At 65.1% G+C, this 15,773-nt stretch carries 16 protein-coding genes; 10 read left to right on the forward strand and 6 right to left on the reverse strand.

The features are described from left to right. Positions 1-2: 2 nt before the first annotated feature. A complete protein-coding gene (locus ACIQ67_RS04475) occupies positions 3-1,169 on the reverse strand; it encodes an acyl-CoA dehydrogenase family protein (protein WP_397533155.1) in 1,167 nt (388 codons plus the stop codon). Positions 1,170-1,653: 484 nt separating this feature from the next. Between ACIQ67_RS04475 and ACIQ67_RS04480 the strand changes: the two genes are divergently transcribed. The 6 genes from ACIQ67_RS04480 (at position 1,654) to ACIQ67_RS04505 (ending at position 5,808) form a co-directional block, all read left to right on the forward strand. Continuing rightward, the gene (locus ACIQ67_RS04480) at positions 1,654-3,012 is read left to right on the forward strand and encodes a hypothetical protein (RefSeq protein ID WP_397533156.1); all 1,359 of its coding nucleotides are present in this window, start codon (positions 1,654-1,656) and stop codon (positions 3,010-3,012) included. 110 nt (positions 3,013-3,122) lie between these two features. Next, a complete protein-coding gene (locus ACIQ67_RS04485; RefSeq protein WP_397533157.1) occupies positions 3,123-3,464 on the forward strand; it encodes a YnfA family protein in 342 nt (113 codons plus the stop codon). Between the two features lie 153 nt (positions 3,465-3,617). After that, complete coding sequence (locus ACIQ67_RS04490; protein WP_397533158.1) at positions 3,618-4,211, forward strand: DUF6151 family protein; 594 nt, start codon at positions 3,618-3,620, stop codon at positions 4,209-4,211. Between the two features lie 71 nt (positions 4,212-4,282). Continuing rightward, positions 4,283-4,819: a hypothetical protein gene (locus ACIQ67_RS04495; protein ID WP_397533159.1), complete on the forward strand. Its 537-nt coding sequence runs from the start codon at positions 4,283-4,285 to the stop codon at positions 4,817-4,819. A gap of 26 nt (positions 4,820-4,845) precedes the next feature. Beyond that, a complete protein-coding gene (locus ACIQ67_RS04500) occupies positions 4,846-5,370 on the forward strand; it encodes a GNAT family N-acetyltransferase (protein WP_397533160.1) in 525 nt (174 codons plus the stop codon). Between the two features lie 78 nt (positions 5,371-5,448). Beyond that, positions 5,449-5,808, forward strand: coding sequence for an efflux RND transporter permease subunit (locus tag ACIQ67_RS04505; protein WP_397533161.1), 360 nt, complete (start codon positions 5,449-5,451; stop codon positions 5,806-5,808). Between the two features lie 173 nt (positions 5,809-5,981). Here ACIQ67_RS04505 and ACIQ67_RS04510 read toward each other — a convergent pair whose 3' ends face one another. From ACIQ67_RS04510 to ACIQ67_RS04530, 5 genes are all read right to left on the reverse strand, one after another. After that, entirely contained in the window at positions 5,982-8,159 is a 2,178-nt protein-coding gene (locus ACIQ67_RS04510) for a 3-hydroxyacyl-CoA dehydrogenase NAD-binding domain-containing protein (RefSeq protein WP_397533162.1), read from the reverse strand. Positions 8,160-8,164: 5 nt separating this feature from the next. Then, entirely contained in the window at positions 8,165-9,373 is a 1,209-nt protein-coding gene (locus ACIQ67_RS04515; protein WP_397533163.1) for an acetyl-CoA C-acetyltransferase, read from the reverse strand. Positions 9,374-9,548: 175 nt separating this feature from the next. Next, complete coding sequence (locus tag ACIQ67_RS04520) at positions 9,549-10,727, reverse strand: acyl-CoA dehydrogenase family protein (RefSeq protein ID WP_397533164.1); 1,179 nt, start codon at positions 10,725-10,727, stop codon at positions 9,549-9,551. Positions 10,728-10,732: 5 nt separating this feature from the next. Beyond that, positions 10,733-11,191 (reverse strand): MerR family DNA-binding transcriptional regulator, encoded by a 459-nt coding sequence (locus tag ACIQ67_RS04525; RefSeq protein WP_397533165.1) that lies wholly within the window; start codon positions 11,189-11,191, stop codon positions 10,733-10,735. Positions 11,192-11,195: 4 nt separating this feature from the next. Then, the gene (locus tag ACIQ67_RS04530) at positions 11,196-11,492 is read right to left on the reverse strand and encodes an SCP2 sterol-binding domain-containing protein (RefSeq protein WP_397533166.1); all 297 of its coding nucleotides are present in this window, start codon (positions 11,490-11,492) and stop codon (positions 11,196-11,198) included. Positions 11,493-11,663: 171 nt separating this feature from the next. Here ACIQ67_RS04530 and ACIQ67_RS04535 point away from each other — a divergent pair, with 171 nt between their 5' ends. The 4 genes from ACIQ67_RS04535 to ACIQ67_RS04550 form a co-directional block, all read left to right on the forward strand. Then, entirely contained in the window at positions 11,664-12,545 is an 882-nt protein-coding gene (locus ACIQ67_RS04535) for an SDR family oxidoreductase (RefSeq protein WP_397533167.1), read from the forward strand. After that, a complete protein-coding gene (locus ACIQ67_RS04540; RefSeq protein WP_397533168.1) occupies positions 12,542-14,152 on the forward strand; it encodes an acyl-CoA carboxylase subunit beta in 1,611 nt (536 codons plus the stop codon). Before ACIQ67_RS04535 ends, ACIQ67_RS04540 begins: the two co-directional genes overlap by 4 nt. Before the next feature lie 66 nt (positions 14,153-14,218). After that, the gene (locus tag ACIQ67_RS04545; protein ID WP_397533169.1) at positions 14,219-15,370 is read left to right on the forward strand and encodes an acyl-CoA dehydrogenase family protein; all 1,152 of its coding nucleotides are present in this window, start codon (positions 14,219-14,221) and stop codon (positions 15,368-15,370) included. Positions 15,371-15,372: 2 nt separating this feature from the next. Next, a partial coding sequence (locus ACIQ67_RS04550; RefSeq protein ID WP_397533170.1) for an enoyl-CoA hydratase/isomerase family protein occupies positions 15,373-15,773 on the forward strand: 401 nt, incomplete at its 3' end.

The raw sequence follows: 15,773 nt of genomic DNA on the forward strand, positions 1-15,773 counted from the left end.
CTCTACAGCCCCAGCTGCCTGGAGGCCAGCTCCTTCATGATTTCCTCTGTGCCGCCGCCGATCATCATCACCTTCACCTCGCGGTAGATGCGCTCGGCCGCGGTGCCCTGCATGAAGCCCATGCCGCCGAGGATCTGCACCGCGGCGTCGGCGCAGAACTGCATGGTCTGCGTGGCATGGTTCTTCAGCAGGCAGACCTGGGCCACCCATTCGGCCCCTTTGTCATTGGTGTCGGCGCGCAGCGTCACGGCGTCCAGCCAGGCGCGGGTGGATTCGATGCGCATGCGCATGTCCATCAGCTTGTGGCGGATCACCTGGTGGTCCACCAGCAGCGAGCCGAAGGTCTTGCGCTGGCGCGCCCAGGCCAGCGCCTCGTCGTAGCAGGCCTCGCTGAAACCAAGGCTGAGCGCCGCCATCGATAGCCGCTCACCGTTGAAGTTGGTGAGGATCATCTTGAAGCCCTGGCCCTCCTGGCCGACGAGGAAGCGCGCCGGCACGCGCACGCCGTCGAAGCGCAGCTGCGCGGTGTCGGAACAGTGCCAGCCCATTTTCTTCAGCGGGCTGCGCGACAGGCCCGGCGCATCGCCGGGCACCATCAGCATCGAGATGCCCATCGGGCTCTTGTCCTGCAGGTCGGTGCGCACGGCCACGGTCAGCCAGTCGGCGCGCATGCCCGAGGTGATGAAGATCTTCTCGCCGTCGACGATGTAGTCGTCGCCGTCGCGGCGTGCGGTGGTCTTCAGCGCCGACACATCGGTGCCGCCGCCCGGCTCGGAGATGGCCAGCGCGGCGATCTTCTCGCCGGACAGCACCGAGGGCAGCACCTCGGCCTGCAGCTCGGGGCTGCCATGGCGCAGCAGCGGCGGCATCGCGATGTTGTGGCTGAACAGGCTGGCCATCAGGCCGCCGCTGCCGCCATGGCGCGCCAGCGCCACAGCCATCTCATTGCGCATCGCCCAGCTGCAGGGGCTGCCGCCATAGGCCTCGGGGTAGCCCATGCCCAGCCAGCCCAGCCCGGCGGCCTTGCGATAGAGCTCGCGCGGAATCTCGCCGGCCGCTTCCCAGGCCGGCAGGTTCGGCGCGATCTCGGTCTTGGCAAAGCGCGTGGCGGCATCAACGACCAACGCGATGTCTTCGCGTTCGTCGGCATGAAAAAGGGCAGTGGACATGGTGGGCTTTCCGGCGCTTGTCTGCTTGAGTGGTGGAGGGCGCAGCCTCAGGGCTGCCGCTGCGCCATGCCGGCTCAGTGGCAGCATAGGCGGATTGAGTGACCAATTGGAAATACAGCTTACGTTAACGTAAGCTGTGCGACGAACAGGTACTTCCACGGGTTGGCGCATCAAGCCCTGCTTGCCTGCCAGGCGCTGCCCGTAGGAACCCTGAGGAGTACGTGCCGGGCCGGCCCCTAAACTCGCACGCTTTTTTCGACAAGAAGCATTGAGGGAGTTCATGGGGAAGAACAACAACAAGCGAGCTGCTGCACATCGATGGTCGGCGCTCTGCGCCAGCGCCTTGCTGACCCTGGCCGGCGCCGGTTGCGGCGGAGGAGGGGGCGGCGTCGGCCCTGCTGCCCCAGCACCTGCCCCAGCACCTGCACCTGCCCCAGCACCTGCACCTGCACCCACGCCGCCAGCGCCTCCGGCTCCCGTGCCCATGGCCACGCTCAGCGGCAAGGTCATCGATGGTTATGTCAATGGCGCCACCGTTTGGCTGGACATCAACGGCAACCAGCGCAAGGACGCCGACGAGCCCTCCACCCTGTCCAAGGCCGCCGGGGCCTACCAGCTTGAGCTGGGCGAGGCTCAGCGCGCCTGCCTGCCTTATGCCACGCTCTATGTCGATGTGCCCGTCGGCGCCGTGGACGAGGACAGCGGTCCAGTCAAGCAGGCCTATCAGATGGCCATCGCGCCGCAGTTCAAGGCCCTCAGCGTGGAGCAGGTTTTGCATGTCTCGCCGCTGACCACGGCCATTTGGGACCAGGTGCGCACCCGCCTCACTGCCTCGTCGCCCAATCTCAACAGTTGCGAGCAGCTGCGCCAGAGCCAGCAGCTGCGCGAGAGCCTGATCAACGAGATCAAGACCGTGATGGGCGATCTGGTGCGGCGGCATAACCTGTCAGAAGCACGCATCCACGACGACTTCATCATGTCCAAGGACAGCCAGAGCTACACCCTGGCGCAAGACATCGTCAAAGGCCTGAAGGCCGGCTACGCCTACAAGCAGCAATTGCACGCCCAGTACCCCAACGCCAGCCATGTGCGTGCCGAGGTCTACCGCGGCCGTGGCACGCACTACATCAACGATCAGCTGGGCGTGTGGTACCGCAATGCTTCGGTCTGGCGCCCCTCTGGCTACAGCAACGAGTGGGTCATCCTGGAGCCGGCGCTGAGCAAGATCGAGCGGGTGCTGCATCTGCGCCGGGAGGACAGCCAGCCCTGGGGCGCAGCCACGCTGAAGACCACGCGCACGGGCTACAACTTCGACAGCCAGACGAGCGACTACCACTGCTCGCTCGATGAAGCCATCGAGCAACTCAAGGACGGCGTCACATATGAGCTGGTGGTGCACTACCTTGACCCCAAGAAGGAGGCCGACCCGCTGACCTGCCTGAGCGACAACAGCCACGCCACCCCAGGCATCGTGGGCCTGCGCGACTACTACGCCCACTACACGGTGGGCCGAGTGAGCTACACCAACCTGCTGCGCTTTGACACCATCCACCCCGAGCACGCGGCGCTGAATGACTGGCAGAAGCTGCGAGGCAAGAGCGGCCAACTGGACTTCGGCACCGTGATCCAGCGCATCGCCATTAGCGGCATCCGCTTCGACGAAGAGGTAAAGCTTGCCGTGGACAGTTGGTACAAGCGCTCCACTGACGACAGCGGTCTGCGCGTCGTCGTCGAGAAGCTCAGCGCCGGCAACTGGTTCCGCACCAGCACCCGCGCCGACGGCACCCGCCTCAAGGAATGCAGCGCCGATCAAGGCAAGACCTGGGGCAGCTGCGGCAGCTGATTCACTTACTTGTAGCAAGACCCGCCGGAATTCGCCCGGCGGTGCCTGTGTCGGCCGGCGAAGAAGCCTCCGCCGCCGCCGGCTTGCTCACGCGGATGACAATCCCAGCCATGGAGCTCCTCAAGACCTTTGGCTTGTTCGTGGCCACGGCACTGGCAGAGATCGTCGGCTGCTATCTGCCCTATCTCTGGCTGAAGCAGGGCAAATCAGCGTGGTTGCTGCTGCCCGCGGCCCTCAGCCTGGCGCTGTTCGCCTGGCTGCTGTCCTTGCATCCGACAGCAAGTGGCCGCGTCTATGCCGCTTACGGCGGCGTGTACATCGGCGTGGCCATCCTCTGGCTCTGGCTGGTGGACAAGGTCACACCAACGAGCACCGACTGGCTCGGCCTGGGCCTGTGCTTCCTCGGCATGGCGGTGATCATGTGGGGGGCAAAGCCTGGGGCTGGCGCATGAGGCCCGTTGATCCGGGTTCCGCCGGGTTTGGTGCGGTGGGAAGACGCGCACAATGAGCACTAACAAATCCACTCCCCCGAATGGCCCGAGCTCTGCTGCAAGGCTCCGGTGTTGAGGGGGTGGAAGCTACGTTGGGCTTCATGAGGTCATGCTGTGAGCTATCTTCTTGGGTGCAAATGTGGGGCCGTTCGCGGCCAGATCAGCCACGCTGAGCGAGCCATTCGTGGCGTTTGCTACTGCAAGGACTGCCGTGCCTATGCAAGCCATCTTGGCATTCAATCGCTCACCCACGATGCACTCGGTGGCGCCGACTTTGTTGCCACATTGGCCAAGTACGTGACCTTGTCTGATGGCCTGCAGCATCTCGCATGCCTGTCTCTTTCCTCGAGCGGGCTCATGCGTTGGTACGCCAAGTGCTGCGACACCCCGATTGGAAACACCCCTCGAAACTGGAAGGTTGCCTACGTTGGGTCGGTTCGAACCTGCCTAGATTCCGAGCCGGGTGCATACGAGCGTTCGTTCGGAGATGTCCAGATGCGCACGAACACCGCGAGTGCGAAGCAAGCGCCTCCCGGTCTTGCGCTGAAGACTATTTCAACGTTGGCGGGCTTCATCCCACGGCTTGTCGCCGGCTCAGTTACCGGCGCCTACAAGGCAACGCCGTTCTTTACTTCAGCGGGAACTCCTGTGGCAACACCAACAGTGCTTTCGAGGGAAGAGCGAGAGCGTGCCTACGCTGCGGCTTAACTTGGCACCCGGGTTCAGGTCTTTAATCTGCACCCGTTCAAATCAAGACTTGACCCTGGAGGTCGCTCCCTATGAAAGTCCTTGTTTTCGGAAACTCCGGCTCTGGCAAGAGCACCTACTCGCAGTCGCTGGCTGCTCAGCACGGGCTTGCGCATCTCGATCTTGATTCCATTGTTTGGGAGCCCGATCAGATTGCGGTCCAGCGGCCAGCTGCAGACGTGCTGGCGTCCTTGGAGGCATTCATTTTCAGCCACGCCGCATGGGTGATCGAGGGCTGCTACGGTGATCTGGTTCAAGCCGCGTCGGCTCACTGCACCCGGCTTGTGTTTCTCAATCCTGGTGTGGAGGCCTGCCTGGCCAACAATCTTCGCCGGCCCTGGGAGCCCCATAAATACGCATCCTTGGAGCAGCAGAACGCCATGCTGGCCAATCTGCAGGCTTGGGTGTCTGGCTACTACGAGCGCGACGATGCCTGGTCTTACAAGGCGCATCGGCAAGTGTTTGACGGATTCACTGGCAGCAAGGTCGAGCATGCTGACACACTTGCCTATGGGGCTGAGCCATTCAGCAGCGCTCAGCAAGCCGAACCCGCTTCGCGGCGCATCTGAATCGAGCCTGTAGCCTGTCGGAGCCCATGCACATCACCACCCTCACGGCGGCCGATGCCGCCGCCTACCGCGCGCTGATGCTCGAAGCCTATGAGCAAGCGCCGGATGCGTTCACGACCACCGCCGCTGAGCGCCACGCCGAGCCCGAGTCCTGGTGGGTCAAGCGCATCGGCAGTGCCGAAGGTTTGGCCACCTCATTCGGAGCCTGGCAAGACAAGACGCTGGTCGGCACGGTTGCGCTGGAGTATTCGGCCAAGCCCAAGACCCGCCACGCGGTGCTGGTGCTGGGCATGTATGTTCAACCATCGCAGCGAGGCAGCGGCCTTGGCGTCGCACTCATGCAAGCGGCCATTGCCATCGCGTCCTCGCGGCCCGGGATCCGGTCCTTGAACCTCACCCTCACCGAAGGCAATGAGCCTGCCCTTCGGCTCTATCGCTCGGTGGGCTTCGTTAGCTGGGGCGTTCAGCCGGAGGCCATTCGAACGGATACTGGCCTGAAGGGCAAGGTGCACATGTCACTCGCGCTCTTGCGGACTGATGCTGCGGACTGATCCGGTGTAAAGCCTGCGACCCAATAGCTGTGGTAACGCGCTGCTGCACGCCGGTTGTTTTCACATTTGGACCCACCGATGAAGACAAGCATGCCCCTCTCTGTCGCGGCCTTGCTTCTTTCGTGTGGGCTTATGGATTCATTCGCCGTGGGCGGCGCGGTCTGCATCGAAACCCGGCTGACCGGTGCCTCGGCGGAAGTCGTCGAGTCTGCTGTCACGGTGCCAATCGAGCGCAGCTTGCTCGACTTGGAGGGACTCACCAAGTTGAGTTCTTCCTCGACCGAAGGGCGCAGCCATATCGAGCTCGTGTTTCCAGCCGCTCCATCAAATGCTGAAATTCAGCGTGTGCAGCATGCGGGCGCCAAAGCCAAGCGCGCGCTGCCAAGCAGTCATTCCGGGTCGGTGGTCGCAGTTTGTGAAAGGTCCGTCTCTCGATAAGGCACGGCTGTGTACAGCCCGTAGCTCGAAAAGCCGACGACAGTGATATCCAAGGGACACTCGCTTCCCATAACGAAGGCGGCCCGCCAACAGCTTCTCTCGAAGCCATCGGCGGGCCGGCAATGCAGGAGGCGACTCAGCCTGCCAGCAGTGGCAGCAGCAGTAGCAGGGCGTCAATGCGCCGGCTGCCCCTCCTCAAACCTCTCACCCTTCTGCGCCATCGTCACCAGCAGCGTCGGCGGCTCGAAGCGTTCGCCATGGCGTGCGGCCAGCTCGCGTGAGCGGGCCACGAACTCGGGGACGCCGTAGCTGTTGATGAACTGCAGCGCGCCGCCCTGGAAGGGCGCGAAACCCCAGCCGAAGATCGAGCCGATATTTGCATCGGCCACCGAGCGCAGCACGCCTTCCTGCAGGCAGCGCGCGGTCTCATTGGCCTGGGCGAACATCATGCGGTCGATCAGCTCGCGCTGCTCGGGCTGTTCGTTCATCGCCTTGACCGGATACAGCTCGGCCAAGCCGGGCCACAGAGTCTTCTCGCCGCCTGCGACGTAGTCATAGAAGCCCTTGCCGGCCTTCTTGCCCACGCGGCCCAGCTCGCAGACCTGGCGCAGCACGCGCTCGCCCGGATGCTCCTTGTAGGGAATGCCGGCGGCGGCCAGATCCTTGCGGGTCTGGTCGGCCACATGCACGCCCAGCGACAGGCTGACCTCGTCCTGCAGCGCCAGCGGCGGCATGGGCATGCCGGCCTGCAGACCCGCCACCTCGATGGAGCGCGGATGCACGCCCTCGGCCAGCATCGCGATGCCTTCCATCACATAGGTGGCAAACACGCGGCTGGTGTAGAAGCCGCGTGAGTCGTTCACCACGATGGGCGTCTTGCCGATCTGCATCACATAGTCAAAGCCGCGCGCCAGGGTTTCGGGCGAGGTCTTGGCGCCAACGATGATTTCCACCAGCGGCATCTTGTCCACCGGCGAGAAGAAATGCAGGCCGATGAAGTTCTCGGGCCGCGCGCTGGCTTCGGCCAGGCCGGTGATGGGCAGCGTGGAGGTGTTGGAGGCGAACACCGCGCTGGCTGCCAGGTGGGCCTCTGCCTTCTTGGTCACATCGGCCTTGATGCCGCGGTCCTCGAACACCGCCTCGATCACCAGATCGCAGCCTTGCAGCAGCGCGTAGTCAGTGGTGGGCGTGATCTGGGCCAGCAGCGCGTCGCGCTTGTCGGCCGAGCTGCGGCCCTTCTTCACCGCCTTGTCGAGGATGTCCTTCGAGTAGGCCTTGCCCTTCTCGGCAGCTTCCTGCGAGGTGTCCAGCAGCACTACCTCCATGCCGGCCTTGGCCGACACATAGGCAATGCCCGCACCCATCATGCCGGCGCCCAGGATGCCGAGCTTCTTCACCTCGCTACGTGGCACACCGGCCGGACGCGAAGCGCCTTTCTTGATGGCGTTCAGCTGATACCAGAGCGTGCCGATCAGGTTCTTCGAGGCCTGGCTTTCGGCGCAGGCAGCGAAGTAGCGCGATTCGATCTCCAGGCCGCGGTCGATGTCGGTCAGGCCGCCCTCGAATACGCTGGACATGATGTGGTTGATCGCCGGGTAGTTGCCCCAGCTTTTGGCCGAGGCGATTGACGGCGCGATGGCCAGCATCTGCACCACCGCAGGTGAGCGCGAGTCGCCACCTGGATAACGGAACTTGGGCGCGTCCCAGGGCTGCACCGGCTTCTTGTTGGCGGCGATCCAGGCGCGCGCCTTGGCCATGGCTTCGTCGCGGCTGGGCGCCAGCTCGCCCACCAAGCCGCTGGAGAGCGCCTGCGCGGCACGCACCTCGGTGCCTTCCAGCATCCACTGCACGGCCTGCTGCATGCCCACCAGGCGCGGCAGGCGCTGCGTGCCGCCGCCACCGGGCAACAGGCCCAGCTTCACCTCGGGCAGGCCGAGCTTGGCCTTGCCGTCATCGATGACGATGCGCCAGTGGCATCCCATCGCAATCTCCAGGCCGCCGCCCAGGCACATGCCCTGGATCACGGCCACCACCGGCTTGCCGCATTTCTCCAGCCGGCGCATGAAGGCCTTGAAGCGCATTGACTCATCGAAGGCTTCCTGCGCACCGCTGAGGCGGTGCAGGCGGTCCACATCGGCGCCAGCCAGGAAGTCCTTCTTGGCCGAGCTCAGGATCAGGCCGGTGACGCTGGCATCGCTCTCGAGCAGATCGGCCAGGCTGGCCAGCGGCAGGGCCAGATCGTCGTTGAGCACATTCATCGAATGGCCCGGTAGGTCCATGGTCGCGACGACGATGCCGTCGGCACCGCGTTCGACCTTCAGTGCATTGCTGTTGTTGTCGTTGCTGCTCATGGCGTTCACACCCGCTCAATGATGGTTGCGATGCCCATGCCGGCGCCCACGCACAGGGTGGCGCAGCCGGTGGACAGGTTGCGGCGCTCAAGCTCGTCGAGCAGGGTGCCGAGAATCAGGCAGCCGGTGGCGCCCAGCGGATGGCCCATCGCGATGGCGCCGCCGTTGACGTTGACGCGCGTCAAGTCGATGCCCAGATCGCGCGCCGTCTTCATCGGCACGGTGGCGAAGGCCTCGTTGATCTCCCACAGGTCGATGTCTGCCGCCGACATGCCGGCCTGCTTGAGCGCCTTCTGGCAGGCCGGCGTGGGGCCGGTCAGCATGATGGTGGGCTCGGAGCCGATCACCGCGGCGGCGCGGATGCGCGCGCGTGGCTTAAGGCCTGCCGCGTCGCCGCCGGCCTTGGAGCCGACCAGCATCAGCGAGGCGCCATCCACGATGCCCGAGGAATTACCGGCGTGGTGCACATGGTGGATGCGCTCCACTGTGGTGTACTTGCGCAGCGCGGTGGCGTCAAAGCCCATCTGGCCCATCATCAGGAAGCTGGGCTCAAGCTTGGCCAGCGATTCCAGCGTGGTGGCGGGGCGGATGGTCTCGTCCTGGTCCAGCAGCAGCAGGCCGGCGATGTCGTGCACCGGCACGATGGACTTCTTGAAGTGACCAGCAGCGCGCGCGGCGGCGGCGCGCTGGTGCGACTGCACGGCAAAAGCGTCCACATCGCCGCGGCTGAAGCCTTCCAGCGTGGCGATCAGGTCGGCGCTGACGCCCTGCGGGATGAAGGCCAGCGCGTTGTTGATGCGCGGGTCCATGGCCCAGGCGCCGCCGTCGCTGCCCATTGGCCAGCGGCTCATCGACTCCACACCACCGGCCACCACCAGACGCTCGAAGCCGCTGGCCACCTTGGCTGCGGCCAGGTTGATCGACTCCAGACCCGAGGCGCAGAAGCGCGACTGCGTTACGCCGGCCACGTTCTGTGCCCAGCCGGCGTCCAGCACGGCGGTGCGCGCGATGTCGGCGCCTTGCTCGCCCACCGGCGTCACGCAGCCAATCACCAGGTCATCCACCAGCGCGGTGTCCAGCTTCTGGCGTTGCTGCAGTGCCTGCAGCAGCGTGCGCAGCAGCCACACGGGGCTGGCCTGGTGCAGCTTTCCGTCCTTCTTGCCCTTGCCGCGCGGGGTACGGACATGGTCGTAGAGATAGGCGTCGAATGTCATGTCTTGGTCTCCTGGGCTCGGGCGACAAAGCAGGCCCGGCGCATGGCCGGGCCCGTCGTGTCGTCCTCTCCCTGTTAGTCAGTAGAAGGCGGCAGGGGCACAGCGAGCGCCGGGCCGTCCCAAGCCGCTGTGCTGCCCATCCGGGGGGCGGCGGCGGTACACCGCAGCCGGGGGGCTACATGAAACGGGAAGCCAGTTCCTTCATGATTTCGTTGGTGCCGCCGTAGATGCGGGCCACGCGGGCGTCGGCATACAGCTCGGCGATCGGGTACTCCATCATGTAGCCATAGCCGCCGAACAGCTGCAGGCATTCGTCCATCACCTTACAGGCCAGGTCGGTGGTCCAGGCCTTGGCCAGCGCGGCGCGTGCGGCATCCAGCTCGCCCTTCAGATGGGCCTGCATGCAGGCATCCACCAGCGCACGAGCGGCCAGCACTTGGCTCTGCACTTCGGCCAGCTTGAAGCGGGTGTTCTGGAACTGCCAGATCGGCTTGCCGAAGGCCTTGCGGTCCTTGGTGTAGTTCAGCGCCTCGCTGAGCGCACGCTCCATCGATCCGACGGCCGTCACCGCAATGATCAGGCGTTCTTGTGGCAGCTCCTGCATCAGCTGGAAGAAGCCCTGGCCTTCGAGGCCCTTGTCTCCGCCCAGCAGATTGGCCACCGGCACGCGCACCTCGTCGAAGAACAGCTCCGAGGTGTCCTGCGCCTTCATGCCGATCTTGTCGAGATTGCGCCCGCGGCGATAGCCCGGCACCAGCGTGCCGTCCTCGTTCTCGACCTCGACAACCAGCAGCGAGATGCCCTTGGCGCCCTGGTCCTTGTCGGTCTTGCAGACCACCACCACCAGGTTGGCGTTCTGGCCGTTGGTGATGAACACCTTCTGGCCCGAGAGCACATAGTGGTCGCCGTCGCGCTTGGCGACTGTGCGCACGTTCTGCAGATCGCTGCCGGTGCCCGGCTCGGTCATCGCGATGGCGCCGACCAGTTCGCCGGTGGCCATCCTGGGCAGCCAGCGTTGCTTCTGCTCCTCGTTGCCGTAATGCAGGATGTAGGGCGCGACGATGGCCGAGTGCAGGCCACCGCCGAAGCCGCTGAGATTGGCCTTGGCCTGCTCCAGCAGGATCACGGCGTCATGGCCGAAATCCCCGCCGCCGCCGCCATAGGCCTCGGGCATGCTGGCGCACAGCAGACCGTTCGCGCCGGCTTCAAGCCAGGTGTCGCGGCCCATCATGCCGGCCTCGCGCCATTCGGTGGCGCGCGGCACCCAGCGCTCCTTGAAGAAGCGCGCCACCGAGTCCTGCAGCATGCGGTGCTCGTCGGAGATCCATTGGGAAGGGAACAGCGGCAAAGACATGGGGGTCACTTCTCCTGCGCCGCGGCGATCTGCTGGCGCACGGCTTCGTTGATGACGCGCAGCTCGGCCAGCGTGGCCTCGATGTGCGCGCGTTTTTGCTCCAGCTCGGCAATCATCTGATCGGTGCGTTCCAGCGTGAACTGCAGCTGCTTGCTGCGGCCTTCACCGTGATTGCCGTAGAGGTCCAGGTACTGCTTGATTTCGTCCAGGCTGGAGCCAATTTCCTTGGCTCGCAGGATCAGCTTGAGGCGGGCGCGATCGCGCTGCGTGTAGACGCGTGCGCCGTTGACACGGCGCGGCTCGATCAAGCCTTTGTCCTCATAGAAGCGTATCGCGCGCGGCGACAGGCCGAACTCATCGCAGAGCTGGGTGATGCCGTAGAGCTGCTCTTGCGGCTCGCTGGTGCTGGAAGCCAGCATCTCCAGCGCAGCGGCCTTGCGCTTGCGGTCCAGTCCTGCGCTCATGGGTTCAGACCACGCGCGAGAGCTTCATCGCGACGCTCATGTCGCCCGACACCTTGAACTTGCCCATCATGAAGCCGTTCATCGGGTTGAGCTCGCCGGACACCAGCGCGGCCAGGTTCTCGCGGCTGATGGCCACGGTGCAGTCGGCTTCGCGGTCTTCATTGCTCACGGTATTGGGCGTGGACTTGGCGTCGATCACGGCCACGCCGTCGTCGCCGCAATCGAACTTCAGCACGGCGCCCAGGCCGCTGTCGTCGCCGACCTTGGCGCGCAGGGCTTCAGTGATGGCTTGCATGTCCATGGGGCATTTCCTTTCAGGGTTGGTGAATCCGGGATGGCTCGCATGCTACGGGCAAAGAGAAACCCGCGGATCATGGTATTAACCGATATGAAATAGGGGTGACGTTAACGGAAGCTATCGTTCATTCGCGTAATGCAGTGCAGCATAGATTGAATGAACGGAGACAAGCAGATGGACGCTAAGACGTCGGCCCACTACCGCAGCGTGTTCCGCCCCGACTTGTTCGCGGGGCAGCGCATCTGGGTCACCGGGGGCGGTTCAGGCATCGGCCGCTGCGTGGCGCATGAGCTGGCTTCTCTGGGCGCCGAGGTGGTCATCTCCGGCCGCAGCGCCGACAAGCTGGAGCGCGTGGCCGCCGAGATTGCCGAGGACGGCGGGCGCTGCCAGTGGCGCGCCTTCGACATCCGCGACGAGGAGGCGGTGAAGGCCAATGTCTCCGCCGTGTTGAAGGAGATCGGGCCGGTGCACGGTCTGGTCAACAACGCCGGCGGGCAGTTTCCCGCGCCGATGATGATGATCTCCAAGCGCGGCTTCGAAGCGGTGGTGGCCAACAACCTGACCGGCGGCTTCCTGATGATGCGCGAGCTGTTCACGCAGTGCATGCAGGGCAACGGCGGCGGTGCCATCGTCAACATGACGGCCGACTTCCGCAACGGCATGCCCGGCATGGCGCACAGCGGCGCCGCCCGTGCCGGCATGAGCAATCTCACGATGAGTGCCGCGTTTGAGTGGGCTCATGCCCATGTGCGCGTCAACGCGGTGTCGCCCGGCTGGGTAGCCTCCAGCGGCATGGACAGCTACGGCCCTGCGATACAGCCGTTGATCAAGCAGCTGAAGAACCATGTGCCGCTGCGCCGCCTGGCCACCGAGGCCGAGATCAGTGCGGCCATCGTCTTTTTGCTTTCGCCGGCAGCGGCCTTCATCAGCGGCGTCACGCTGCAGATCGATGGCGCTGCCTCGCTGGGAAATCCCATGTATCCCTCGATCGACCATGCGGGCAGCAGTGCCTTCGAGGGCTTTCACCGCGCCACGTCCCCGGAGGTGTTGAAGTGAGCCGTCTGACATCCCGCCTGAACCCGCGCTCGCCCGCCTTCGCTGCCAACACGGCAGCGATGCAGGCCAAGCTCGACGAGGTGCGCGCGCTGGAGGCCAAGGTGGTGGCCGAATCCGAGTCCAAGCGCGAGAAGTTCGAGGGTCGCGGCCAGCTTCTGCCGCGCGAGCGCGTCGCCCGTCTGATCGACCGCGGCACCAGCTTCCTGGAGCTGTCCACGCTGGCCGGTCTGGGCATGCACGACGACGACGGCAAGAAGGCTGTGCTCGGCGGCGGTTCCATCATCGGCATCGGCCAAGTTGCGGGCAAGCGCGTGCTGATCTCTGCCAACGACAGCGCGATCAAGGGCGGCACCATCGCGCCCATGGGTCTGAAGAAGGCCCTGCGCGCGCACCAGATCGCAATGGAAAACCGCCTGCCGCTGATCTACTTGGTGGAAAGCGGCGGCGCCAACCTGATGTACCAGAGCGAGATGTTCGTCGAGGGCGGGCGCAGCTTCGCCAACCAGGCCCGGCTCTCGGCCATGGGCATTCCGCAGATCGCGGTGGTTCATGGCTCGTCCACCGCGGGCGGCGCGTATCTGCCGGGCTTGTCGGACTATGTGTTGCTGGTCAAGGACCGCTCCAGCATCTATCTGGCCGGCCCGCCGCTGGTGAAGGCCGCCATCGGCGAGGACGTCACCGACGACGAGCTGGGCGGCGTGGACACCCATGCACGCGTCACCGGCCTGGGCGAATACGTCTGCGAGGACGACGCGCATGCGCTGGCCACCACGCGTGAACTGATGCAGCTGCTGCCCTGGGACAGCGTGACCCAGCGCGCCCAGCCGGTGCAGCCGCTGTTCGCGGCCGAGGAGCTGCTGGGCGTGGTGCCCGCCGATGAGCGTGAGCCCTATGACGTGCGCGAGGTGATCGCGCGCCTGGTGGACGGCTCTGAGTTTCTGGAATTCAAGGCCGCCTATGCGCCTGAGACCGTCTGCGGCCACGCCCGCATCGATGGCCATGCGGTCGGCCTGATCGGCAACAACGGCCCGATCCAGCCGCAGGGCTCGACCAAGGCCGCGCAGTTCATGCAGCTGTGCGACCAGGTCGGCGTGCCGCTGGTGTTTCTGCAGAACACCACCGGCTATATGGTTGGCCGCGAGGCCGAGCGTGGCGGCGCCATCAAGCATGGCTCCAAGATGATCCAGGCTGTGGCCAATGTGCGCGTGCCCAAGTTCACCATCGTGCTGGGCGGATCGTTCGGCGCGGGCAACTACGGCATGTGCGGCCGTGGCTTCGACCCGCGTTTCATCTTCAGCTGGCCCAGCGCGCGCACCGCGGTGATGGGCGGCGCCCAGGCGGCCAAGGTGATGGACATCATCAACCGCGCCAAGCTGGAACGCATGGGAATGCCCGTCAACGACGAGGCCTTGAGCGCCATGAGCCAGCAACTGCGCCAGCGCATCGACCGCGAATCCAGCGTGCTGTTCGGCACCGCGCGGCTGTGGGACGACGGCGTGATCGACCCGCGCGACACCCGCCGCGTGCTGGCCCTGGGCCTGGCGTTGGCGGCTGAAAGCCAGGCGCGCGAACTGCGGCCGAACGCCTTCGGCGTCGCCCGCCTGTGAGAAGTGCTGCCAGCGGCGCCTGAACCGCGACGAACGAGTCAATCAAGAACCGAGGAGACAGACATCATGAAATGGACCACCGAGCACAAGGCGCTCTACGAGACCGTCGCGCGCTTCGTCGAGAAGGAGCTGAACCCCTATGTGGCCGAGTGGGAGAAGCAGGAGATCTTCCCCGCGCACGAGGTGTTCAAGAAGCTGGGCGACCTGGGCCTGCTGGGCCTTAAGTACCCCGAGGAATATGGCGGCAGCGGCCTGGATTTCAGCTATTCGATGGTGATGGCCGAGGCGCTGGGCACCTGCCGCGTGGCGGGTGTACCGATGGCCATCGGCGTGCAGACCGATATGTGCACACCGGCGCTGGCGCGCTTCGGCAGCCATGAGTTGAAGCGCGAGTTCCTGGCGCCCTCGATCAGCGGTGACTTCGTCGGCTGCATCGGCGTTTCCGAGCCCGGCGGCGGCTCTGATGTGGCGGCACTGAAGACCACGGCCAAGAAGGACGGCGGCGACTACCTCATCAACGGCACCAAGATGTGGATCACCAACGGCATGCAGGCCGACTGGTGTTGCCTGCTGGCCAATACCAGCGAAGGCCCGGTGCACAAGAACAAGAGCCTGATCATCGTGCCGATGAACCTGCCCGGCATCACGCGGCAGAAGATCCACAAGATCGGCATGGACTCGTCCGACACCGCCCAGCTCTTCTTCGACAACGTGCGCGTGCCTCAGCTCAACTTGATCGGCCAGGAAGGCATGGGCTTCATGTTCCAGATGATGCAGTTCCAGGAAGAGCGTCTGTGGGGCGCGGCCTCTTGCCTGAAGAACCTGGACCAGCTGATCGACCAGACCATCGACTACACCCGCCAGCGCCAGGCTTTCGGCAAGCCGCTGCTGGACAACCAGGTGGTGCACTACCGCCTGGCAGAGTTGCGCACTGAAGTGGAGTTGCTGCGCTCGCTGACCTACCGTGCGGTGGATATGTATGTTGGCGGCCAGGATGCTGCGAAGCTCGCCTCGATGGCCAAGCTCAAGAGCGGCCGTCTGATCCGCGAGGTGGCGGACGCCTGCCTGCAGTATTGGGGCGGCATGGGCTTCACCTGGGACAACCCTGTCAGCCAGGCCTACCGCGACGGCCGCCTGGTGTCGATCGGCGGCGGCGCCGACGAAGTGATGCTGAGCATCATCTGCAAGCTCGAAGGCACTTTGCCCAAGGCGGGTTGAGTATGCGCGCTTCAACGCTAGAGCTGCCGCGCCTGCAGGCGCTGGCGCTGTCGCTGCCGAGCGCCGGCGTGCTGGAGATCCGGCTCAACCGGCCGGAGTCGCGCAATGCGCTGTCGCTCGCGATGGTGGGCGAGCTGCGCGAGGCGCTGGCCTGGGCTGAAGCGCAGCCGGGCATGCGCGCCGTGGTGCTGCGCGGCAATGGCGGGCATTTCTGCTCGGGCGGCGATCTGAAGGACATGGCGATGGCGCGTATGCGCCTGGCCGAAGAAGGCCCGGCCGTTCTGGAGCAGTTCAATGCCGCCTTCGGCGAGCTGTGCGTGGCCTTCGACCGCACGCCGCTGGCCACGGTTGCGGTGCTGGAAGGCACGGTGATGGGTGGTGGCTTCGGCCTGGCCTGTGTGGC

The organism is Roseateles sp. (assembly GCF_044373315.1).
Lineage (GTDB): Bacteria > Pseudomonadota > Gammaproteobacteria > Burkholderiales > Burkholderiaceae_C > JACDQM01.